A 21,663-nucleotide genomic window follows, 5' to 3' on the forward strand; every position below is an offset into this window, starting at 1 on the left:
CCCAGCTGCACGCCGCGGGTCGAGCCGGCGCAGATCGTCGGCACGCCCACGAGATCGAGATAGGCCTCGAGCCGGATGCCTTCCTTGGCGGCGATGAAGGGCACGGCGATCGCCAGGGTCTCGGCCTCGGTCGCGGGCTGGGCGCGCGCGGCCAGCGCCGAGACCAGCAGGATCAGCAGCGCCACCGCCCAGATCCGCGCCTGATTGCGCAGGACCGAGCCGGTCTGTTGCACGATCCGCCCGGCCAAGCCGAACAGCAAGAGGAAGACGCCCAGCCACCACAGGATATAGGGGTCGGTCTCGACGCCCCAAAGCGCATAGGCCAGTTCGGGCAGGATCAGCGCCAGCAGGCCCAGGACCTGGGCCCAGAAGGACAGCGACAGCGCGACCACGCGCCGCCAGTCGGCGATCAGTTTCATCGGGGGTCTCCATGACAAAACGGCCCGCAGGATGGCGGGCCGAGGGTGAAGGGGCGGTTGAAGGGGCGCGCGGTCAGGGCCTGCGCAGGGCGAGCCAGCGTTCCAGCAGGGCCCCTGCCCCGCGCGGGCCGAGATAGGAGAGAAGCGCGATCAGCCCGACGGTCATCTCGCGCGACAGGTCCAGGTAGCTGCCCAGGCCGTCGCCGATCAGCGCCATGCCGATGGCAAGCGGCGCTTCCCAGGCCAGATCCCAGGACAGGATCGGCCGGCGCCGGGCGCGCACCTCGCCCGCGTGATACATCAGCCGGCCGGTGAAGCCGGCGATCAGGGCGGTTGCCGCGCCGCCGATCAGGCTTTGCAGGGTCTCGATCAGACCCGGGGCTTGGTCGGCAGGCATGGCGCTTCCTTGATCATGGCGCGGCGAGGGTCAGGCCCAGGATCGCCAGGGCGGCTTGCGGATCATCGCTGACCAGGGCGGCGAGGCGGTCGGGGCGGGCCCAGGGCTCGGGCGGTTCGGCGGGGTCTTCGGGCGGCTGCCACAGGGCGATGCAGGCCTGCGCCCGGGCGGCGGCGTCCATGTCGGCGCCCCAGGGCGGCGGGGTCAGCGGCGCCCGGGCATCGGCCAGGAAGCCCGCCGGCACCAGGCCCGAGGCCACGGCATAGCGGGCGCCTGTGGCATCACGGTAGCGCGGGGCGCCATAGGTCTGGGCGTCGGCCGCGGAAGAGCCGAGGCAGCGGGCCAGCTGGTTCGCGTCGCCGATCAGGGCCTCGGGACAGGCCAGGGTGATGCGGATCATTCTGTATACTCCGACCAGAAGGCGCGGATCAGGGCCTCTTCGGCGGCCGTGAACGCCCCGCGCCGCAGCATGAGGCCGGCCAGCCGATCGGCGACCAGGGCATTGGCCGGATCGGTGGCGGTGGTCACGGTGACGGCGCCGAGCGGGTCGACGAAGGCCAGGCCATAGAGTCCGGGCGGCAGGTCCAAAGGCAGGCTGTCGCCGCCGTCATCGCTCAGATGCCAGAGCGCGGGACAGGCGGGTTCGACTACGTCATAGACGCTCGCCACGCTCTGCACCGGGGTTGCGGCGGCGCCGGGCTCGATCTGATAGCCGCCGATCTTCACCGACACGTCCACCGCCTGCCCGGCCTCGACGCGCAGATAGGCCAGCAGGGTCAGGGCGTTGAGCGTCGCGCCGGCCGGAATCGCGAAGGGTTTTGCGATCCGCTCATAGGCCCGCGGCGCGGTGTAGGATTGCAGATCGCCGGGCCCGGTCACGCCATCGACCGTGGCGCCGATGCCGAAGGTGACCCGGTTCAACGGCCCCAGCGTGCCCAGCCGGTCGGTGATGCCCAGGTGATAGCTGCGGGCGATCACCGCACCCGGGGCCACGCCCAGCGAGGCCGCTGCGGCGAAGTTGAAGAAGGCCGTGGCAGCGGCCGTGCCCTGATAGCGCAGCTGCGCGAAGGGGATGCCGTCTTCCTCGCCCCGCGCCTCGACGGTCACCGCGATGCCGGCGGCGGGGCCCGACAGGCTGAGCCCGTTCAGATCCACCCCCGCCGCCAGCGGGCCGATCGGCAGATGGTCAAACCGATTGCGGCGCAGAAGGTTGCGGCGCCCGCCGCGGGGCCAGCGCGCCAGGCTCGGCCGCGACAGGGCAATGTCCTGGCGCGCCACCGCGGTTCCGGCGCGGGGCCGAACCAGGCCCACGGGATCGCCCGGGGCCTGGGCCGGCACCGTCCCTGCGCCGTTCTGGGACAGGTTTGGCAGATCGGCCGGGTCGAGCCAGGCGGCCAGATCCAGCAGGGCCAGCGGATGCGCCGCCGGCCAGGGGAAAAGGCCCAGCATCACCAGGCCGCCACCAGGCCCGCGGCGGTGGTGCCGGTGGCCCAGACCCGCACCACCCGCAGCGGCAGCGCGATGCCGGCGAAGATCGGGATCACCACCGGATCCGGCCGGTCGCGCATCGTCACCCGCACCACCCCGCCCGCGGTGCAGAACAGGCAGCGCGGCACCACCTCAAGATCCTCGGCATCCGAGGGCGTCACCGCGACGGCGGCGGTCAGCGGGCTGTCGAGCCCCGCGGCGTGATAGCGGAAATAATCGTCGGGCATGGGGCCTCCGGCAGGTTTTTTGGGAGAATGCGCTCAGCGCCAGACGGTCACGGCCAGGCGATCACCGGCAGGTCGGCGATCAGGGCTTCGGGCCTGGGCAGGGCCTCGGGCGGATCGGCCCAGAGCGCGTGCAGCTGCGCCCAGACCGCATCGCGCCAGGCCACGAAGGCCTGCGCCTCGGCGGCCCAGAGCGGGTTGCCGCTGGCGCCATAGCTGGCCAGGGTGACGCCGCTGTCATAAAGCCGCGCCCGGGCGGTGGCGTCGATATGGGCCTGCACCGCCTGGCGCAGATCCTCCAGGCTGGGCGGCGGCGGGGCCTCGTCCTCGATCTCGACCTCGGTGACCGCGCCCGTCCCGGCCTGGATCACGATCATCTTCATGCCCGGCCCCCCGCGATCTGCATGTAGAACGTCGGCGCCGAGGTGTTGCTCCAGGACGCGATGCGGATGCCGTTCACCCGCCCGGCCGGCAGGGCAAAGCTGCCCGTGTCGCGGCCGATGAGCCAGTCGCCGCTGTCGAGATCGAAGAAGGCCCAGCCGATGCCCGCCTCCGAGGCCGCGACAACGCTGATCTGCTGATAGGCGCTCCAGCTTTCTCCGCCATCAACGGTGAAGGAGACGCGCAAATTCGTGATGCCGGTCAGGCCGCAGATCAGCCCCTCGATCCGCGCCACCGCCTCCAGGCCCACAAGCGCGACATAGTTTCCGTATTGGGTCTTCAGAAGGCCAAGGAAGCCGTCCTTGCCGCTCATCGCCAGCCGCGCGATCCGCGGCGCGCCGGCGGCGCCTTCGGCGATGGCGGGGCCGATGTCGCGGATGGCGCGGATGTCGACCGCGCGGGCGGGTTTGCCGGTCTCAAGCACCGCATTCGGGGGATAGGTATAGGTATAGGCCATGTTCTACTGCCACAGATAGCCGGGGGATGCGTCCGGCAGGGTTCCCTCTTCGCCGCCCCACCACAGGCCCCCCAGCGCGCGCAGCGCCTCGGGGGCTTCGGCAAAATCCGGCGCATCCCCTGCCATCCAGACGCCGTAGCGATCGGCCTGGTAGAGGAATTCCTGCAAGCTGTAGCGGGTGGTCTCGGCCGGGCGGACGCGCTGTGCTGCGATGACCTGCCAGCGCATCGCCCGGGGCGCGCCTTCGGTCGTCACATCGACCCGGCTGCGGATGCTGACCACATCGCCGATCTTCAGACTGTCATCGACCAGCACCGCCGAGAAGTAGCGCGGCGTGCGCGAGAACCGCGCCAGAAGCCGCTGCAGCATCTCGCGCGCATGGGTCTCCGACACGATCCAGCGCGAGAAGATCGCCTTCGAGATCACCTCGGCGCCCATATCGGCATCTTCGGCATCGGCGGCGATGCGGGTGCGCGACTGGCGGAAGTTGGTGGCGGCATCGGCGGCGGTCGGGTCGATCACCCCGTAATACACCGTGGCGCGGCTGATGCGTTCCTCGGGTTCGCGGCGGATCTCCAGCGAGCCTGCCACGAAATCCCCCGCATCGGTCAGCGTGCGGGTCGAGATCTCGGGCCGCACCGCCTTCAGCGGGATGCGCTGCGCCTTCTCGTCCCACCAGATCGAGAAGGTGGCGTCGCGCATCAACTCGCCCGACAGCAGGTTGACGCCCGTGGGCTTGGGCACGGCGCGGGTGAAGCGGTAGCCCTGCAGATAGGTGCCGGCCTCGGCATCCCATTGGCCGGCGGTGTTGATATAGGCGGGCGGAATGCGGGTGAAGCCGCGCAGCAGGAAGTCCTGGATCGCCCAGGCGTCCATCTCCTCGAGATAGCCGCAGCGCTGGCAGGCATCTTCGGCGGCATGGCTGGCCGCGGTGGTGCCCAGCTGGCCGCGGCTGACGCCCTGCAGAAGGAAGCGCCCGTCGGCCTCGGCCAGGGCGCCGGTATAGCCCAGGATCTCGGAGCCGATGGTCAGGTACAGCGTGGCGGTGTTGCCCAGATCGCGGCGGCTGATGTCGCGCGGATCGGTCGGGATCACCCGGACCGTGGTGGTCGCGGCGTCGATATCGGCCTGCAGCTGGATCTCGGTCTCGGGCGGGAACTGCGCCTTCTTCTCATCGGTCAGGCGCAGCGGATCGAGGCCGGTCAGCGTCACCCTGCCCTGGCTGTCGGGCCCGGTCAGCGTGTCGACCAGGTACAGGCGCCGCTCCATCTGATCCAGGCTTTGCCCGACCAGGCCCTCGTAAAGCGTCAGGGTCATATTGCCGTAGAACGGGTTGCGCGCCGCCCATTTGGTCCAGAAGCTGCCCTGCAGGCTGGGGCGCTGGTCGCGATACCAATCGCCGACCGGATCGTCGAAGGGCGCATCCTGCAGGGTGACCGTGGCGCCGCCGGTGATGCCAAGCGGCCGCTCGCCATCGCGCAGGGCGCCGACATTGATCTTCGATGACCGCAGCGAGACATCGGCCAGCAAAGGCAGCGGATCGGTCTTGAGATGCTCGCCCACCCGCTCATACAGCGCCGGCAGGCTTTGCCCGGGCTTGACGAAGCGCCAGGTGATCGTGCCCGCGCCGTTGTAATGGCGCCGGTCCAGGCAGGTGCCGGGGCAATTGTAGCAGCGCGGGCCATCGGCCGGGGTGGCGGTGCAGGGCGCGATGCCGAAGCGGTGGATGCAGCGCGGCTGGGTCAGCTCGACCAGCTCGAAAGGCTCATTCATGGCCCACCGCCTGAACTTCGAAGCCGACCGAGACCAGGTTGCCCATGCCCTGGCGCTGCGGCACGATCGAGGCATCGACCCAGCCATAGACGCAATCCTCGGCATAGGTCTTCGGGCGGCTGGCCAGGAAGAAGGGCTCGGTCCGGGCGGCGCGGGCGAAGGGATCGAAGCTGGCGCGATACCAGTCTTCGGGCAGGTTGCGCCATTCGCAGGGGCCCGACAGGCCGCCGCGCTGGATATAGCGCTTCAGCAATTGCCCGCCCTCGCTGACATAGCTGGTCAGCGTGGTGGTGCGGCGCAGGTCCAGCATGCCCAGGGCGGCATAGCCCGCCCGCGGCATGGCCAGCGCCTGGCCGGTATAGATCACCCCGATCGGCGCCACCCGGTCGATCCGCAGCCGCAGCGCCGCCGCCGCTACGGCCGGGAACAGCAGCAGGATCGCCGAGCGGTCGGGCGGCGTGCCCTCGGCGACCTGGACCCAGGCGCCCGCGACCAGCGCCTCGACCCGCACCGTCACCCCGTCCAGCTGATGGGCGGCAACCCCCACCGCATCGACGATCTGCGGCGCGGCATAGTCGATCCGCCACCAGGCCGGCGCGGTCTGCGGCTGCCACCAGCTGGCGGTATCGACCTGCCCCGCCCGCCCCGCCGCGCGCCCCTCGGCCGCGCTGCTGGCCGAGATCGTGCCGGCCAGGTTGCGCCACAGGATCCGCGCATGCGTCATCGGCTGATCGCTCGCCTGCGCATAGCCGGGCGTGTAGTAGACGGCCATCCGCCTTCCCCCGATTTTCTGTTACAACAGATATTGACGCGCCCAGATCAGAGCATTATTGTTACTACATGAAATGCACCAGCGATCCCGCCAAACGCGCCAAGACCCTGGCAGAACGTGGGCTCGACATGGACCATGCGGGCGAAGTCTTCGCCGGGCCGACTGTGACCTTTGAGGATGACCGTTTCGACTATGGCGAAACCCGCTTCATCACGGTCGGGTTTATGGTGGAGCGAATGGTGCTGATCGCCTGGACGCCGCGCGGCCCGACCCGCCGCATCATCAGTATGAGGAAGGCCAATGACCGAGAACAAAGAACCTACGGTCCGTTACTTGGGTGACGCGCCGGATGACGATCTCCCCGATCTGTCGGCACCCTATTGGCTGGAGCGTCTGCCCGAGGCCAAGATCCGGCGCGGGCGGCCGAAGGCCGAGGCGCCGAAGATCAGCACCACGATCCGGCTCTCGCCCGAGGTGATCGCCCATTTCAAGGCGGGCGGGCCCGGCTGGCAAAGCCGCATCGACGCGGCGCTGCGCAAGCTGGTCGGGGTCTGACCGGCGCGCCGCCCCGGAGCGCCCCTGGGCGGCCATCAGACCCACTCCACATTATAGATTGTATAGCCGTCCTTGATGCCTTCGTTGATCTGTCGGAACAGGGCTTCGGTGCTGGATTTGCCCAGGACATCGCCGGAGATCTGGTATTGCGCGACCTTGGCGGGGGATGCGGCGGGGGCGGCGGTGGCGCCTGCGCCGGCGCTGGCCGTGCCGCCGCCGCCGCCGTCAAAGGAGGTGGCCTTCAGGCTGGCCAGCATCGCGCCGGTGCGCGCGACCGAGAAGGCGGCGAAGGTCGCGGCCGTGGCGGGCCCGCCGATCTTCATCCCCTTGTCCCAGGCGGTCAGCGCCGACGAGATCCCGTCCACGATGCCTTGCGCGATCGCCGCCATCTTGCCGACCTGGAACAGGCCCTTGCTTTTACTGGACATCAGCCCGGCCAGATCGCCAAGCGCCCCGCCCCAGGCCTGCAGCTTGGACTGGATCGCCTGACGGTCCAGCGCCGCCGAGGCCTCGATATATTTCGCCTGCGCCTGCAGCTTCAGGGCGTTGTATTCCTCTTCGGTCAGCAATTCCGCCGCGCGCGCCTTTTCCAGCTGTTCGAGCCGCGCCTCGAACTGCTCTTGCAGCAGCTCCTGTTCCGACAGGAAGGCCTTGCGCAGCCGGTCGAGATCGCGCTCGGTGCGGCTCGCACCCCCGCCCCCGCCGCCCTTGGTCTTCTTGCTGCCCGATGGCGGGATCACCACCGGGATCCGGGTCTGCAGCGGCGGCCCGCCATCGTCCATTATGACATTGCCGTTTTCATCAAGGGGCCAGGTTCCGGTGCTGGAAGGGTCGCTCTGCTCGCGGCTGAAGGCTTCATCCCCGGCCTCAAGCTGCGCCTCGGCCGCGGTGCCCGCGCGGGCGACGGCATCATAGGGCGAATCCCGCCCCAAGGCCGCCGCGATCGTATTGCCCAGAAGCTTCCAGCCCGCGATCGCCGGCGCCAGGGCCGCGCCCATCTTGCCGATCTCGGCCATCAGGTCCGACAGGGCCGGAATGCCGGTCTCGGCAATCCAGCGCGCCAGCGCGATCAATTCGTCCTTCCATTCCAGCACCGCCTTGGTCGTGCTGGTGCTGAGCGTGCGGCCCAGATCGTCGAACAACTCCTGCAATTCGCGGCCGGCCTCGATCTCGGCCTGCGAGAAGATCCCGCCCGCCGCCTCGGCCGCGTCCCCCAGCGCCTTCATCTGCGCGCCCCCATTGCGCAACAAGGGCAGAAGCCGGGTCAGATCGCCCGACAGCGCCTCGAGATAGAAGGTCATCTGCTCTTGCGACAGGCCCGCCTGTTCCAGGCTGTCGACATAAAGCTGCAGCGCCTCGGGGCCCGACAGCCGCGCGAACTGTTCCGCCGTCACCCCGACCTTCGGCGCGATATGTTCGAAGAAGTCGGCCATCGGCCCGCCGCCGGTCGACAGGAATTCGCCGACCTTCTCGGTCACATCCTTCAGGATGTCGGCCACCTTGTCCTGCTCGACGCCCAGGCTGCGCGCCGCCGCCGTCCAGCGCTGGAAGGTGGTCGTGTTGGTATTGGCAAGCTTCGACAGCGTGCCGATCTCGGTCACCACCCGCGCGGCGGATCTCGCGGCAAGAAGCATCGAGCCGCCGGCCGCCGTGAAGGCCGCCGCCACCGCCGCCCCCGATCTGGCCGAAGTGCGCGCCAGGTCGGACATGCCCTTGTCCATGTCCTTCAGGCTCTTGCGCGCCTTGCCGATCTCGGACACCACCGCCCGGCCATCGGCCGAGATCTTCACCACCAGCTTAGGCAGATCGTTCATCGCGCTTGGCCTTTCGCAACAGGGTCAGCATCTCGGCCCGGTCCGACAGCGCCCCCGCCGCGCCCTGCGGCAGCCGGTCGTCGATCACCCACCAGATCTGGCCGGGCGGCAGGGTCCAGAATTCGGCGGCACCGATCCAGCCCTGCCCCACGACCAGCGCATGCAACTGGCGGATCAGCCCGCCAGCGGCTTTTTTCCCGGGGGGGGCTCCTGGGCTTCGCCTGCGGTCAACCGGTGATGCAGAGGCGGCGCGATCACCGCCAGAAGCTGCAGCACCGCCTCCTGCACCCGCCGCGCCGCCCCCGCCTTGCCCCCCGCCATCTCGGCGATGATCGCCAGATACACCTCGCCCGGCGCGAAGGGCGCCTGCACGGCGCGCAGAAGATGCTCGAAGGCCAGCGCCACCGCGGCCGGGTGCCGGCTGCCCAGGATCACCTCGATCAAGGTCCGGTCGGGCCCGACCAGATCGGCGTCCGTCTCCATCCGCGCCACCAGCGGCAAAACCCGCGTCGCAGGCAGCGTGTACTCCTGGCCCTGCCAGGCAAAGACCACATCCTGGAACCCGCTCATCCTGCGGCATCCGTGAAGCTGTGCGCGCCGTTGCGCACGAAGGTTGCGTTGAAGGTCTGGGCGTTGTCATAGGGCGCGCCCTCGGTATAGGCGGTCATCACGAAGTCGCCCGCGATCCGGTCGCCATTCGGGAAGGCGAAGACCGCGCCCTCCAGGAACTTGCCCGCGGGCCCCGCCTTCAGCGCGGCCTTGCGCAGCACCCCGTCCTCTTCCAGCCCCTCGACCGTCAACTCCAGCGTGTCACTGGCCAGAACCCCCGACAGGAAGGTCTGGATGCCGCTGTCATTCTGGTCGGTCACCTCGATCGCGCCGCCGTTCCAGGTCAGGCCCAGCACCCGCACCCCGGCAATCGTCGCCGCCCCCAGTTTCAAAGTGGCCAGCCGGCCCGCCTGTTTCGCCATCTCATGCTCCTTTTCAGCTGCAGGCGCCGGGGTCCGTGAAGCGGACAACGGCAAATTCCATGATCAGGGTGGCCAGCTTCTGCATGCCCCCCGCCTCGATCGTGCTGCCGGTCCGCTCAAGCCAGACCATCAGCGCCAAAGGCTCCAGCGCCGCCAGAACCGCCGCCTCGACCGCCAGGCTCAGCCCGTCCATCGCCGCTTCCAGCCCGTCATCGGCGCCAAAGGCCTTGACCGCGACCTGCAGCGTGGTGCGGCGCTGCACGCAATCCTGCGCCTCGCGCGTGCTGGTCTCGGCCGGCGTCGCCACCCCGAAGCAGGGCAAAAACCCCGGGTCGATCTTCTGCGCCCAGGCCCGGATCGGCCGGTGATCGGGAAGCGCCACCGCAAGCGCCGCAAAGACCGCATCGCGATACTGCTGCCGGTAATGGGTCAGGACACCGCCTCCAGTTCGAAGGCCACGAAGGCATCGGCGGCCGGGCTGCCGCCGGGCTGGCGGCTGAGAACGCGGTAAGTCGGGCCCTCGCCCGGCAGGACCAGATCGCCCGGCGCAATCTGCGCCGCCGTCGGCCCCGGCACCCGCAGGATCGGCGCCTGGTCCAGGACCGCATGCCCGTCCTCGTCCAGCACCGCGACCGGCGGCGCCCGCAACAGGCCCTGCAGCACCAGATCGGCCCGGCCCGCCCGGCGCAGCGTCACCGGCGCGCCGAAGACCGCGTTCAGAACCGAGGCCAGGCCGTCAAACATCCCGCTCACCGGATCGTGCCGTCGAGAAGCACCCGACCGACTGCGGAAGGGTTGGTCGCACCGGCGACGGCCACACCGATCAGCTTGTTGCTGGCGGCCGTGGCGCTGCAAACGCCGTTGCCTGCGTCCCAGTAGATCTTTGCCCCGACCGTCCATGCCTGGGCGCCGGCCTTCGGCAGTTCGAAGATCCCGCGACGGACGATCACGACCTCTTCGCCGATCTCGGCATCGCCTTGGGCCACGCCGAAGAGATCGCCGATCAGGACGGGCTGCCCCGACATGATGGCAGAAGCGGCGGTGATCGTCACATGTTCGCCGGGCATGATGTAATTGCGCATGTCTCTCTCCCGAGATTGAAGGCTGCGGAATGACGAAGGGCGCCCGCAGGCGCCCTTTCGTCAGGTCAGGTTCTGGTCAGAAGATCAGACGCCGCTCAGGCGCCGGCATTCTTGTAGGCGCCGCGGAACTCCACCGCCGCCGCGCCGAAGATATGCCGCGCGTTCATCTTCACCGCGTCGGGGTTCATCCCCTCGATCGTCTCGACCGTCGGCGCCTCATAGCCGTCGAGATAGGCATGCTGCACCGGCGGCAGATCGGGATCGACCAGATACCAGGCCGTGTCCGACCCGCCCGCGATCGCGCCCAGATTGGCCACCGTCTCGACCGAGAACCGCGACCGATAGGGGTTCGCATCGCCCGCCCTGGTCGGCACGATATCGGCGGTGAACTGCAGCGCCGCCAGTTCCAGCGCCGGCGGCACGATCAACAATTCCGCCTCGGGCGCGATGAAGTCGTCGGGATCCTTCGAGCCGAAGGCCCGCATCTCGGCCATGGCCTTGCGCCCCGCCGCGATGCTGGTGACCGAGATCGCCGCCGCCGCCCCGGCCAGATTGCCATGATCGGCATGGAAGATCGGCTTGCCGTCGGATTTCAGGGGCAGATTGCCGCGGATCAACGACCAGACCATGCTGTTTTCCATCTGCCGCGCCGCTTGGGCAAATTCGCGCGGGATGCGGGCAAAGGCGCCCATGTCGTCATTGATCACCGATTCAAACGACAGGGTGATCGTGCGGCCCCGGCGCTGCACCCGCAGCCCCTCGGCCTCATCGGCCAGCGTCGCGGTCTCATATTCGCCATTCTCCCGCACCGTCTTCAGCTGGAAGTCGCCGCCAAAGCGCACCGCGTAGATCTCGCGGAAGTCGGCCGCGGTCAGCGCCGGGCCGCAGACCAAAGGCCATTGCGGCGCCCGGCGGCCATATTCGGCCAGAAGCGCGCGGTTCATCACCTCGGTGGTGATATAGGCAAAGTCGCTGACGCCCACCGCGCCGCCGCCCATCATCGTCATCGCGCGCATGCCGCGCCGCACCGCCTCGGTCTCGTTGAAGCCGCGCCCGGCCCCCGCCCTCGCGCCCAGTTCCATCGCCAGCCGCTTCAGCCGCAAGCCGCGATAGGCCGAGGCCGGCCCCTCGGTCTTGCCCATCAGCGCCCCGATCATCCCCTCGAGCCGGGTTTCCGTCTCGTCGCGGCGCAGCTGCGCCCGCGGCCCGCGGCCGTCGATCTTCACCTTGCGCCCCCCCTTGCCCTTGATCGCGGCATAGACCGCCCGCGTGCCCAAGCCCCGGCCGATGTAATCCGCCGCCATGGCCGCGCTGACACCATGGCGGGCGCAGATGTTCACGATCGCCACCGCCCGCGCCGCCGAGGCCTCGGCCAGGTCTTCCTCCTCCGCCTCGGGATCGCCCTCTTCCGCCCCGGGATCCCCGTCTTCCGCCGCGTCCTCTTCGATCTCTTCGCCTTCCGCTTCGGGATCTTCCGCCTCTTCGGCGCGGACATCCTCGTCTTCCAGCGCGGGGTCCTCTTCGACCTCGGCCCGGGTCCGGGCCGTGATCCGGCCCTTCAGGCCCGGTTTGGGGGTCTTCGCCATGGTCGTTCCTCCTTTGGCGTCGGGTGGTGCAAAACCGGCCATCATGGCCAGAACCGATGCGCGCGGCCGCGGCCGCGCCAGGGCCCCCGCGGCCGACAGAAGCCGGGCGGGCGGGTGCTGATAGATGCGGTAATCGAAGGCCACCGGATCGGCCGCAACGCCGTCCTCGGCCAGGGACGTGGCAAAACCCGCCGCCAGTGCCGCGGGCCCGTCATAATAGGTCTCGGCCCGCATCACCGCGCGCGCGGCCTCGACCGTCAGGCCCGCGCGGCGGGCATAGATCCCGGCATAGGCATTGGCGATCACCTCCAGCGCCTCGGCCGCCTTGCGATGCGCCTCGGACGTGCCCCGCTCGCCCAGGACATCCTGCGCCGGATCGTGGATCATCATCAGCGCGCCGGGCGACATGGTGATCGTGTCGCCCGCCATCGCGATCAGGCTGGCGGCCGAGGCGGCCACCCCCTCGACAATGATCTCGACCGGGCCCGGATGGCTGCGCAGCGCGGCGTAGATCGCCTGCCCCTCGGTCGCGATGCCGCCGCCGGAATTCAGCCGCACCGTCAAAGGCCCCGACAGGCCCGCCAGCCAATCGCGCACCATCCGGGCGGTGAAGAACTCTTCCTCCCACCAGGACGCGCCGATCGTGCCGTACAGCAGCAATTCGGTCATTCATCTCTCCTTTCTAGGGGTCGCCTATTGGCGCCGCATGTCGCGGACGAGGCCGCGCAGATCCTCGATCCCGACCCCAAGCGCCTGGGCCGCAGCCTGGGTCGCAGCCTCGGCCGCAGCTTCGGCCGCCACCGTGCCGTCGCCGGGATCCTCCGCCTTCGCCTGGCGCGAGACATCGGCGCGCGGGTCGCTGTCGAAGGGCAGGCCCAGCCGGTCGGCCTCGTCGCGGTCCTGCGCCTGCTCTTCCAACAGCCGCTCGGGGTCGATGCCGAGCTGCCGCACCACCTGCTGGCGCGAGGCGAAGCCCGACCGCACCGCCTCGCGCAGCGCGGCAAATTCGCGCGCCGGATCGACGATGATCTTGCGCGGCGCCACCCAGGTCAGCGTCACATGATCCCAGATCCCGGCCGGCAGGCCCGCCTCCAGCAAGGCCTCGGCATCGACCGCCTGCCAGGCCTCGACAAACAGCCGCGACAGCGGCAGCAGAAGCTGCGGGATCAGCGTCAGATGCTGCCAGGCGCTGACATTCTGATCCATCTCCAGCCGGCCCATCCGCGCCGAGGAGAAGTTCACCTGCGCCAGATCGCCGGTCAGCGCCTCGTAGCTGACCCCCAGCCCCGCCGCGATCGAGCGCAGGACCGAGCGGGTGAACTCGTCATAGGCCTCGACCCCGGGCGGCACCGGGAAGCGCACATCCTCGGCATCGCCCAGATCATAGACCATCCCCGGCGCGATCTCGTCGGGCAGCGCGACCTGCTTGTCGCCGCCGATGCGGAAGGCCGCAAAACAGGCGGCGATCTTCTGCCGCATCAGCTGCGCATCCTCGTGATCGGCCAGATCCTGCAGGCGCAGCATCACCGGGGCAAGCCAGGTCACCCCCCGCTCCTGCCCCGGCCGGTCGACCCGGTAGATGTGCAAGACCTCATCGGCCGGCACGCGCAGCGACACCCCGGCCCCGCGTTCCGCCGGCCAGTCCGAGCCGGGATGGGCCGGGAACAGCCAATAGGCCACCCGCCGCCCCGCCGCGTCATATTCGATCCCCTGGCGGATATCGCCGCCGCCAGCCAGAAAGCCCACCTTGCCCGCGTCCAGATAATCCGGCTCCAGCACTTCCAGCTGCAAGGGCAAGGCGCCCTCGACCAGCGCATCGGCATGGATCCGCACCAGGCATTCGCCATCCGACACCACCGTGCCCCAGATCAGCGCCTGCAACCCGTAAAGGTTCAGCCGCCCCGCCCGGTCGATCCGCACCGTGTCGAGATGCTCTTCGATCCGCTTCAATCCCCGGGCCCGCAGCCGCTTCTGCGCCGCCGCAGTCAGCCCCGGATGGCTGACCGCCACCTTGGGCAGGATGCCATCGCCCACCACATTGCCCGCGATCACCGCCCGGGCGCGCGCGGCAAAGGGCGTGTTGCGCACCATGTCGCGGGCAAAGAACGCCAGGCGCTGGCGCTGCCGCGCCGCCCCGTCGGCATCGCTGCGGCTGGCACGCAAGGACGACATGCGCCCGCCCAGGCTTGCCCCGTCAAAATGCGCCAGCACCGCCCGGTTGCGCGCCCGCCGCACCGCCCAGCCCGGCGCCACCGCCCGGATCGCCCGCTCGAGGAAGGACATCGCCCTCACCCCTTGCGATAGGCGGGATGGCTGACCCGGGCCCGGCGCGCGAGCCCCAGCGCCCCTTCCATCTCGGTCCGGATCGCCGTCATCTCGGCCAGGCTGCGGAAGGTCACCTTCTCGCCATTCACCTCAAGCGCGGTCACGCCCTTCGCGATCATCGCGCAAAGCCGTTGATAATCCTCAAGCGTATAGGCGCTCACAGCCATTTCCCCCGGCGTCCGATCCATGTTCTTTTGGCCCCAGCCTGCCCCCCAACCTGCGGCCCAGCCGGCGCGTCCCCCGCCGCTTCCCCCGGCACTTCCCCCGGCCCAGGCCGCGGCCCGCTCGGCGCCGCCTGTTCGGAAAGCCGCAGCACAGGCGCCCCTACTGGCGCCCCTACTGGCGCCACCGCCGGCAGGGCCGCATCGAACAGGTCGGGCTGCGCCTCGGGCGGCGCGATCCCGCGCTCGGCCTCCAGCTGGCCCCATTGCTCTTCGGTCATCGCCGCCCAGCCCTTCTTGCGCGCCGCCGCCTCGGAATAGTTCATCGTATCCAGGCATTCGTTGCGCCGGCTGCTTTCGACGAGCTGCCAGCTCGACAGGATCGCGCCCGAGGCCGCCCGCTTCAGCACCCGCACCTCGGCCGTCACCTGGCGGTAATACTCATCGCCCAGACCCAGCGCGAAGGCCACGAAGCCGCGATCCTGCGGATCCTCCTTGGCCAGCCAGCCGTAAAAATCCGCCTTCACCTGGCTGACATTCACGATCCAGCGCCGCCGCTGCACCCGCAGCGCCCGGCCGCTGTCCTTGCGATCCTGTTGCGGGCGCAGGACCGGCCCATTGGCCGAAGACCCGCCCTTGACCAGGATCACCCGCGTCCAGGGATGCCGGCGCGCCCAATCCTTCACATCGGCGGTGAACGTCCCCTCATCGACCGCCATCATGTCCAAGGGCAGCCGCAGCCCCAGTTCCGTCCGCCATGTCGCCTTCAACAGCGCATCCAACGCCGCCCGCCCCTCGGCATCGCCGATGAAGTGCGGGATCACCAGATGATCCACCACCCAGCGCCGGTAATTCCGCCCATAGGCGCAGATCGTCACCTCGATCCGGTCGCCCTGCAGGTCCACCCCCGCCGTCAGCAACACCCCCGAGCCCGGCACCACGCCGCGCGCCAAGGCCTGCCCCGGCTCGGCCTTCTCGACCCGGTCGCGCAGCTTCTCCCAATCGGGGCCCTTCGAGGCCTGCACATAGGGCAGGCCCAGCACATCGTTGAAGAAGGTCTGCTCGGTCTCGGCCTCGATCTGCCCCTTCGCCTCCTCTTCGGTCTGCGCATTGGCGCGCAGCACCGTCCAGCCCATCACCTGCGCATAGTCGACCGCGATCGAGGCCCAGTCGCGCTGCGGCACATAGGCCCGCCACAGATGGAAGCCCGGATGGTCGCCGCGCGGGTTCTGCGCCACCCAGCGCCCCGCCGCCACCATCGCGACCTTGTGGCCATGGCCGATCGCCCCGCCGCAGGTCTCGCAGCTGAACCCCGCCGCCTGCAGCCGCTCGGGGTCCAGGTTCTTGCGGAAGTTCTCCCAGGTCAGCGGCGCATAGTGGCCGCAATGCGGACAGGGCAGATGGAAGAAGCGCTGGTCCGAGCGCCCGAAGGCCCGGCTGACCCGGCAGGTCCCGGCGATCTGCGGCGTCGAGATCCGCACGATCTTCGCCTCTTCAAAGCCCGAGGCCCGGCTTTCCGCCAGTTTCTCGGGGTCGCCCTTCGGCGTCATCTCGAACTTCGCCACATCGTCCATCAACACCAGCCGCCGCGTCGTGCCCGCCAGATCGTCGGGCGAGCCCGCGCTGACCACCTTCAGGCTGCCATCGCGGCGCAGGGTTTCCTGATTGTGCAGCGTGTCGGTCTGCTCGCCCCGACCCTCGCCGAAGATCTCGCGCAGGCTCGGCGCCTGGCGCCGCATCGGCATCCATTTCGTGCGCACCCATTCGGTCGCGGCCGAGGCGGTCGGATGCACGACCAGGCTGTCCAGGGGCCCATGCGCATGCCAGGCCGCCAGCGTCGGGTTCAGAACCGACACCGTCTTGCCCCATTGCGCGCTGCCCCGCACCGTCACCTCGCGCGCCGGATGTTCGGGGCTCAGAACCGCGTGGATCTCGCGCAGGAACGGGAAGCGGTCGATGTCGAAGGCGCCCGGAAAGGGCGAGCGGTCGTCAAAGACGATGTTGTCGCGGCACCAGCGGGTGATGTCGGGCGGCGGCGGCGGATCCATCGCCTCGGCGATCCCCGCCAGAACCGCCGCCTCGGCCGACGTCAGGAACCCCATGACTCAGACCGTCGCCGCGCGTTCGGATGCCGACAGATCCGCCGCCCCCGCCTCGGCCCGCAGCTGATCCCGCCGCCGGGCGCGATGGCGCCGCCACTCTTCCAGCATCACCTGCCGCACCTCCCGGACCTCCACCCCGAAGCGATCGGCCACCGCCCGGGCGCCCTCGCGGATCACCGCCTCGAACTGGCCAATCTCGCGGGCCAGCGCCCGCGCCGCCTGGCGCTGCGCCTCATCGGCCAGCACCCAGCGCCCCTCGTCCCGCTCATTGTCCCGCCGCCGCCGCCGCGCCTCTTCCTCCTTGATCTGGATCGTTGCCAGCTCCAGCCGATCCGGATCGCGCAACGGCAAGACCCCGCCCTCGCGCATCGGCGCGGGCATCGGTGCGGGCATGGCCGCCGGGCCGCCCTCGGCCAGATCGCGGAGCGCCCGCCGCGTGGCCAGCCCATTGCCGGCCATCTGCCCCAGATCCAGCCGCCGCCCCAGCGCCGCGGCCACACGCGCCAGATCGAAGCGCCGCGCCCGGCCCGCGCCGGTGAAGCACCCCGCCAGCTTGCCTTCCGCCACATATTGGCTGATCCGCGCCTTCGAGACCGCCAGCCGTTCGGCAAGCTGCGTCGTGGTCAGCCCCTCCATCCGCCCTTCCGATCTGAACGTTAAGCTGGTTAAGGCTTTTGGTTTCGTTAAGCGGGCCGCGACCCCCGGGGTGCGAATTACCCGCGTGCCAGGGCCACCCGGAAGGACCCGCCCGATCTGCGCACGCCCTCAGCGCGCCGTGCGGATCGCCTCGGCCAGGCGCCGCTCCAGATGCGCGCGGTACCGCGCCCGCACCGTGCGATCGGCCAGCCCGAAGAAGTCCAAAGGCTTCGCCGCATAGGTGGCGCTGGTCTCGAACGCGACCAGAAGCTCAAGCGGTGGCTGCGTCGTTCCACGCCCCCGCTTGGACTTGCCGCGCTTGTAGATCCCCGGCGGCAGATGCCCGGCCCGGGCCGAGCCGGCCGAGGCGATGAACACATCCGGCCGCGCCAGCATCCGCGCCAGCGCCCGCTTCGGCATGTTGCCATGCGCATTGCGCACCACCCCCACCGGAACCGGGATCGCCCGCCGCTTCGGCCGCCGCCGCCCGCCCTCGATCTGCCAGACCAGATAGCCCGCCTGGATCGGCCTTATGCCGATCTCGGCCTCCAACTGCGTCTTGCGCGCCGCGCGCCGATAGATCGCCCGCTGGGTGAAGCCGGTCGGCCGGTCCAGACCGGCCCGGAGCGCCGCCTCCTCCGCGCCCTGCACCTCACCCGCCAGATCGTTCAGCGCATGGGCCGCGGCAAAGGGCAGCTGCCGCTGCGCAAAAGCATCCAGCCCGCGCAGCAGCTGGTCGAGATTGGCCGTGATCCGAACCTCCATCAGGCGCGCCCTCCAGATCGGGGGCCCGCCCGCCGGCTGGCAAAGACAAACCGCCCGGCAAAACAAAACGCCCGGCAGGTTTCCCTCCGGGCGCAGCTGTAGATGATGGCAAGGAACATGCCGCCGGCTGACTTAAGCGTCAAGAGGGTAGTGTCTCAGTTTGAATTATGGTTTCCCGCGCAGGATGGCTGGGACACGGCAATGCGGCTTGATCCAGGCGGCCTTTGTGGGGCACAGCCACTGCACAACTCGCAAGCATCTCGCATAGTCCCCGCTAAGATTGCGGCGGAAGATCGGCTCGTGATGCCATAACCTGTTACGAAGCTCTGCGATATCAGTCACCTCCTTATGGATCAGAAAGCGATCAACTGCTTCTGGTAGGTGGGGAAACGCTGTCCGTAGATGTTTGCTCCATATCTTCGGCCCGTATCGACCGTGCATCATGGCGACCCAGAAGCCGAACGAGAGCCCTGCAACCACTTGCCCAGTTTCATGAGGCTTCTTGCGACTAGTAAGCCTGCGGAGGGTTAGGCCTATCGCCTCGCGCTGCGCCACCTCCACATCATCGAGAAATGGAGGCTCCTTCCACCAGTCTTGGCCATATGCAAGCGACAACCCGTCACTGACACGATTTCGTAACCCTACCTCCGCAGACTGGATGGGCAGATGGAACGCTTCCCCGACTCGCGCGTTCCATAAGTATAGCGCGAGCGCGCGGTCAGGGTCATGCCCTGCCGCGTTTAGGTAAGTTCCAAGTCTGAGTGGCGAAATTATCTCTGAGAGCGCATGGATAGGGTGCGCTTCTTGAATCTCTGGTTGACCCTGCTCGTTCATAACCCTATCTAACTCATGTGCGCCGACTGCGGTCACTGCTAGCATACTGCACCGGACTTATAGAGCCCCGCGACAGCCGCAAGGTCCTCGCGGGGTTTCGCATTTTCAGAGCCCTCGCTTCTTGTAAGGTCCGCGCGGCCCCGGCTTCGGCGCAGCCGCATCGATCAGGGCCACCAGCCAATCCATGTCATGCAGTTCCTTCGCCACGCCAGCCGCCATCGCGGGCGTCATGCGCAGGCTCTTGTGCCTCCGCACGAAGTTGTAATGCACGAAGTAGAGCGACAGCATGTGCAGATGATTTTCCAGCTTCTTGCTGAAGCCGTTGGTCAGGCGGGTGAAGCGGCGCATACCCATGCGCATCGTCATGTTCTGCCGCTCCACATGCGACGTGCTGACCATTTCCTTGACGGGGTAGCCGCTGATCAGCTCCTTGCGCGCGCCAGTGCATTCGGCGGGGCTATACTTCTTCTCATGGCCCTTCTGGCCCGTCGTATCGCCATACAGCTTCACCAGCATGGCATAATCAACGTCGCCACCGAACGCGCCCTCAACGGCTTCCAGATATGCCTTGCGACCGTCCGTGGTCAGTTGAACGCGGTTGGAGAGGCGGGCGCGCAGATCGTTCATGAACTCGATTGCGGTTGCGCTCGAACGGTCGCCAACCTCGAACGCCAGGATCATCTTGCTATCGCGGTCAATCGCTGTCCACGTCCACACATCGCCAGCACCTTCTGGCACAGCCTTTGCGGCCGCGACGTTCTTCTCCTTGCTGTAGCAGAATGACCAGATTTCGTCGCACTCAACATGCTTGGCGGCGACGTTTACAACCGTCGTATCGTGATAGGCCGCACAAGCCTTACCCGCATCCTCAAGCAGCTTGGTCACGGTGTTGATCGACACCCCCGTGATGCGGCTTATCGAACGCATGGGCGCCCCCTCAACCAGCATGTTGAGGATGGTGACGCGGGTTTTGATGTCTAGCCTGTTCATACTCAAAGCCTATGAACTTTTTTTTGCATACCGTCAAGCATCAAAGTTCAGCTCAAATTGATCTGGATTCGCCTTTGGAATCGCTTCTGGAAACGCTCTGTAGAAGTTCCGTTCAAAGTCGGTTCGGTCCTTTGATGCGTTGCCTATCCCGATGGTCTGCCACAGGTGCTGTCGCAGGGCGGGAAGCCCCACATGGTCGCTAAGAAACTGGTGAAGCTTGTACTTTCTCGTGCCACCCGCATATACCACCGGGTTCGCTTCATCCAACAAATCCAAGATGGCGCCCCGGCTGTTCGCAAGTGGGTGATAGATGTACTTGCGAGTAAACCATCCGAAGAACTGCGGGTGCCGGAAAGACCGGGGGTCCTTCCGTTTGATCCCGTACAGCTTGTAAATCATGTCGGCAAACTGGTTGGGAAACTCGGCTCGTTCCCACTGCCGAAACTCTCTGGCCACAAAATCCTGCCAGAGCTTGAGGTACTCTTCCTTCCGGACGTCCTCGACATATCCGGTAGCGGCATCGACAAGTGCGACGATGCCGAGCTTTGCAGCGGATCGAACGATGATCTCAGCCTGGACCGCTAAGAACTTCTGTGATGGCGCCAAAAGATCATCATTCCTAGCCTGGATCAGCGCGTCACAGACCTCAATGAGCGTCGTTGCTTCATAGCCGTCAGCCGTCCCGCCCTGATTGACCGCTGAATCGGTATCCAAGTACTTAAAAATAATGGGATTTTCAATCTTTTCCCATAGTTCATCGCTGATTGCGGATCGTACCCCCTTGCGAGTGACGGTCCTCAAGAAAGCGTTCCCTCCCTCCGATTTCAAGGTGAGCGCCTTTGCCATCGCGGCCTTGGCAATCAGCCGCCTTCCGTCCTGCAGGCGGTAGACCTCGATCTGGACATCGCCAATCGGCATAAGCCCTTGATGGCTTGCACTAGGTACACTGTTTGGGTCGCTGAGCTTTGACCATCTGGCTTGAGCGGCCTTGAGGGCAATTTCCCGGCGCTGTTCAGGGGTCAGATTCCTGGCGCGCGCGTTTCCGCCTTTGCTCTGCGGAGTCTTTGCCATCATTCGCCCCCCATGCTTGCTCGCGTGAGGAGAATATATGCTTGCAAAAAAGACATTGCAAGCATTTTCAGTCACCGTTTGGCCGAATGCTTGCTACTTGGCCCACCGCTTCGCCGCCGCCTGCTTAGCGATCTCGGCCCGGCGCTCTGGGGTCATGCTGGCAGCGCGGGCCGCTCCACCCTTCTTGCCCATGGCCTGCGCGGCCTTGTCCTTGCCATCGTCGGGCGCCGCATCCTCGACTTCGCCCGTGGCGATCTTGCCGATCAGGACGGCCAAACCCACCGCGTCGGCAGGGCGCTTCTCTCCGTTAGGGCCTTTAGGCATTGTTACTTCCTCTCGCCTGTAAAGTGACGATTGCCGCCAAAGGAAATCGGGATGCCGCCGCCAACGCGGTCCAAATGCGGCGCCCGACCCGGCTCGCCAACCGGCATTGATGCTGCGATGATTTCTTGTTCGGTAAGCGTCGAGCAAACAAGTCTTTGCAGCACAGCCTCAACTTGGCTTTCCGACATGGTACCCGGAAGGGTCCACACCTCTCGTTCTTGCAGACTATCGTAGCTTGTGATTTTCCACTTTGCCATGCTCGGCCTCCTATGCTTACCGTCTAGCATATAGGAAGTGCGGGCAGGTGCGATACCCGCGTCAACCCCGCCCAATTTCAAACTGAGACACTACCGTCAAGGGCCGTTCTGCGCATAGCCCTGCATCCGGTCCAAGGCCGCCGCCAGGGCGCCGCGCAGGGCGTCGTGGTGGCGCCCATTCACCGACCAGCCGAAGCGCCGCAGCACCGCCGACAGATC

General features: G+C 67.8%; 27 protein-coding genes and 1 pseudogene. 2 read left to right on the forward strand and 26 right to left on the reverse strand.

Features of this window, described 5'->3' with window-relative positions:
* From K1Y73_RS16560 to K1Y73_RS16600, 9 genes and pseudogenes are all read right to left on the reverse strand, one after another.
* A pseudogene (locus K1Y73_RS16560) lies at positions 1–419 on the reverse strand (hypothetical protein); the annotation flags it as partial.
* Between the two features lie 73 nt (positions 420–492).
* Positions 493–816, reverse strand: a complete 324-nt coding sequence (locus K1Y73_RS16565) for a phage holin family protein (RefSeq protein WP_225029418.1) — start codon at positions 814–816, stop codon at positions 493–495.
* 13 nt (positions 817–829) lie between these two features.
* Positions 830–1,216: a hypothetical protein gene (locus K1Y73_RS16570; RefSeq protein WP_225029419.1), complete on the reverse strand. Its 387-nt coding sequence runs from the start codon at positions 1,214–1,216 to the stop codon at positions 830–832.
* Positions 1,213–2,265, reverse strand: a complete 1,053-nt coding sequence (locus K1Y73_RS16575; protein WP_225029420.1) for a hypothetical protein — start codon at positions 2,263–2,265, stop codon at positions 1,213–1,215. Before K1Y73_RS16575 ends, K1Y73_RS16570 begins: the two co-directional genes overlap by 4 nt.
* Complete coding sequence (locus K1Y73_RS16580) at positions 2,265–2,531, reverse strand: spike base protein, RCAP_Rcc01079 family (RefSeq protein ID WP_225029421.1); 267 nt, start codon at positions 2,529–2,531, stop codon at positions 2,265–2,267. Before K1Y73_RS16580 ends, K1Y73_RS16575 begins: the two co-directional genes overlap by 1 nt.
* A gap of 47 nt (positions 2,532–2,578) precedes the next feature.
* Positions 2,579–2,911, reverse strand: coding sequence for a hypothetical protein (locus K1Y73_RS16585; protein ID WP_225029422.1), 333 nt, complete (start codon positions 2,909–2,911; stop codon positions 2,579–2,581).
* Positions 2,908–3,426: a hypothetical protein gene (locus K1Y73_RS16590; protein ID WP_225029423.1), complete on the reverse strand. Its 519-nt coding sequence runs from the start codon at positions 3,424–3,426 to the stop codon at positions 2,908–2,910. Before K1Y73_RS16590 ends, K1Y73_RS16585 begins: the two co-directional genes overlap by 4 nt.
* Before the next feature lie 3 nt (positions 3,427–3,429).
* Positions 3,430–5,199, reverse strand: coding sequence for a hypothetical protein (locus tag K1Y73_RS16595; RefSeq protein WP_225029424.1), 1,770 nt, complete (start codon positions 5,197–5,199; stop codon positions 3,430–3,432).
* Positions 5,192–5,971 carry a hypothetical protein gene (locus K1Y73_RS16600; RefSeq protein WP_225029425.1) on the reverse strand — a complete coding sequence of 260 codons (780 nt, stop codon included), beginning with the start codon at positions 5,969–5,971 and terminating at the stop codon, positions 5,192–5,194. The genes K1Y73_RS16595 and K1Y73_RS16600 overlap by 8 nt, the downstream gene beginning before the upstream one ends.
* A 68-nt stretch (positions 5,972–6,039) precedes the next feature.
* On the opposite strand from K1Y73_RS16600, the gene K1Y73_RS16605 reads away from it, so the two are divergent.
* Both K1Y73_RS16605 and K1Y73_RS16610 read left to right on the forward strand, forming a co-directional pair.
* Positions 6,040–6,312, forward strand: a complete 273-nt coding sequence (locus K1Y73_RS16605) for a BrnT family toxin (protein ID WP_225029426.1) — start codon at positions 6,040–6,042, stop codon at positions 6,310–6,312.
* On the forward strand, positions 6,305–6,526 hold the full coding sequence (locus K1Y73_RS16610; protein ID WP_225029427.1) for a BrnA antitoxin family protein: 222 nt from the start codon (positions 6,305–6,307) through the stop codon (positions 6,524–6,526). Before K1Y73_RS16605 ends, K1Y73_RS16610 begins: the two co-directional genes overlap by 8 nt.
* 35 nt (positions 6,527–6,561) lie before the next feature.
* Here the strand turns inward: K1Y73_RS16610 and K1Y73_RS16615 are convergent, their stop codons facing one another.
* The 17 genes from K1Y73_RS16615 to K1Y73_RS16695 all read right to left on the reverse strand — a co-directional run bounded on the left by K1Y73_RS16615 (position 6,562) and on the right by K1Y73_RS16695 (position 21,444).
* Entirely contained in the window at positions 6,562–8,340 is a 1,779-nt protein-coding gene (locus K1Y73_RS16615) for a hypothetical protein (protein ID WP_225029428.1), read from the reverse strand.
* Complete coding sequence (locus K1Y73_RS16620; RefSeq protein ID WP_225029429.1) at positions 8,324–8,506, reverse strand: hypothetical protein; 183 nt, start codon at positions 8,504–8,506, stop codon at positions 8,324–8,326. The genes K1Y73_RS16615 and K1Y73_RS16620 overlap by 17 nt, the downstream gene beginning before the upstream one ends.
* Positions 8,507–8,514: 8 nt before the next feature.
* A complete protein-coding gene (locus K1Y73_RS16625) occupies positions 8,515–8,910 on the reverse strand; it encodes a hypothetical protein (RefSeq protein ID WP_225029430.1) in 396 nt (131 codons plus the stop codon).
* Positions 8,907–9,311 (reverse strand): phage tail protein, encoded by a 405-nt coding sequence (locus K1Y73_RS16630; RefSeq protein WP_225029431.1) that lies wholly within the window; start codon positions 9,309–9,311, stop codon positions 8,907–8,909. Before K1Y73_RS16630 ends, K1Y73_RS16625 begins: the two co-directional genes overlap by 4 nt.
* 13 nt (positions 9,312–9,324) lie before the next feature.
* Positions 9,325–9,693, reverse strand: a complete 369-nt coding sequence (locus K1Y73_RS16635) for a hypothetical protein (RefSeq protein ID WP_225029432.1) — start codon at positions 9,691–9,693, stop codon at positions 9,325–9,327.
* A gap of 47 nt (positions 9,694–9,740) precedes the next feature.
* Complete coding sequence (locus K1Y73_RS16640) at positions 9,741–10,055, reverse strand: head-tail joining protein (RefSeq protein ID WP_451923584.1); 315 nt, start codon at positions 10,053–10,055, stop codon at positions 9,741–9,743.
* Between the two features lie 5 nt (positions 10,056–10,060).
* Positions 10,061–10,393, reverse strand: coding sequence for a DUF2190 family protein (locus tag K1Y73_RS16645; RefSeq protein ID WP_225029434.1), 333 nt, complete (start codon positions 10,391–10,393; stop codon positions 10,061–10,063).
* 95 nt (positions 10,394–10,488) lie between these two features.
* On the reverse strand, positions 10,489–12,648 hold the full coding sequence (locus tag K1Y73_RS16650) for a head maturation protease, ClpP-related (protein ID WP_225029435.1): 2,160 nt from the start codon (positions 12,646–12,648) through the stop codon (positions 10,489–10,491).
* A 24-nt stretch (positions 12,649–12,672) separates the two neighbouring features.
* Entirely contained in the window at positions 12,673–14,262 is a 1,590-nt protein-coding gene (locus K1Y73_RS16655) for a phage portal protein (protein ID WP_225029436.1), read from the reverse strand.
* Positions 14,263–14,267: 5 nt separating this feature from the next.
* The gene (locus K1Y73_RS16660; RefSeq protein WP_225029437.1) at positions 14,268–14,465 is read right to left on the reverse strand and encodes a phage head-tail joining protein; all 198 of its coding nucleotides are present in this window, start codon (positions 14,463–14,465) and stop codon (positions 14,268–14,270) included.
* Complete coding sequence (locus tag K1Y73_RS16665) at positions 14,462–16,567, reverse strand: phage terminase large subunit family protein (protein WP_225029438.1); 2,106 nt, start codon at positions 16,565–16,567, stop codon at positions 14,462–14,464. Before K1Y73_RS16665 ends, K1Y73_RS16660 begins: the two co-directional genes overlap by 4 nt.
* Positions 16,568–16,570: 3 nt before the next feature.
* Complete coding sequence (locus tag K1Y73_RS16670; RefSeq protein WP_225029439.1) at positions 16,571–17,203, reverse strand: hypothetical protein; 633 nt, start codon at positions 17,201–17,203, stop codon at positions 16,571–16,573.
* A 129-nt stretch (positions 17,204–17,332) separates the two neighbouring features.
* Entirely contained in the window at positions 17,333–17,968 is a 636-nt protein-coding gene (locus K1Y73_RS16675; RefSeq protein WP_225029440.1) for a hypothetical protein, read from the reverse strand.
* A gap of 939 nt (positions 17,969–18,907) precedes the next feature.
* Positions 18,908–19,792 (reverse strand): IS1 family transposase, encoded by an 885-nt coding sequence (locus tag K1Y73_RS16680; protein ID WP_225029441.1) that lies wholly within the window; start codon positions 19,790–19,792, stop codon positions 18,908–18,910.
* A gap of 33 nt (positions 19,793–19,825) precedes the next feature.
* Positions 19,826–20,863, reverse strand: a complete 1,038-nt coding sequence (locus tag K1Y73_RS16685) for a P63C domain-containing protein (RefSeq protein WP_225029442.1) — start codon at positions 20,861–20,863, stop codon at positions 19,826–19,828.
* A 93-nt stretch (positions 20,864–20,956) separates the two neighbouring features.
* Complete coding sequence (locus K1Y73_RS16690) at positions 20,957–21,187, reverse strand: histone H1 (protein WP_225029443.1); 231 nt, start codon at positions 21,185–21,187, stop codon at positions 20,957–20,959.
* A 2-nt stretch (positions 21,188–21,189) separates the two neighbouring features.
* A complete protein-coding gene (locus K1Y73_RS16695) occupies positions 21,190–21,444 on the reverse strand; it encodes a hypothetical protein (RefSeq protein WP_225029444.1) in 255 nt (84 codons plus the stop codon).
* Between the last annotated feature and the right edge of the window lie 219 nt (positions 21,445–21,663).

The organism is Xinfangfangia pollutisoli (assembly GCF_020179405.1).
Lineage (GTDB): Bacteria > Pseudomonadota > Alphaproteobacteria > Rhodobacterales > Rhodobacteraceae > Pseudogemmobacter > Pseudogemmobacter pollutisoli.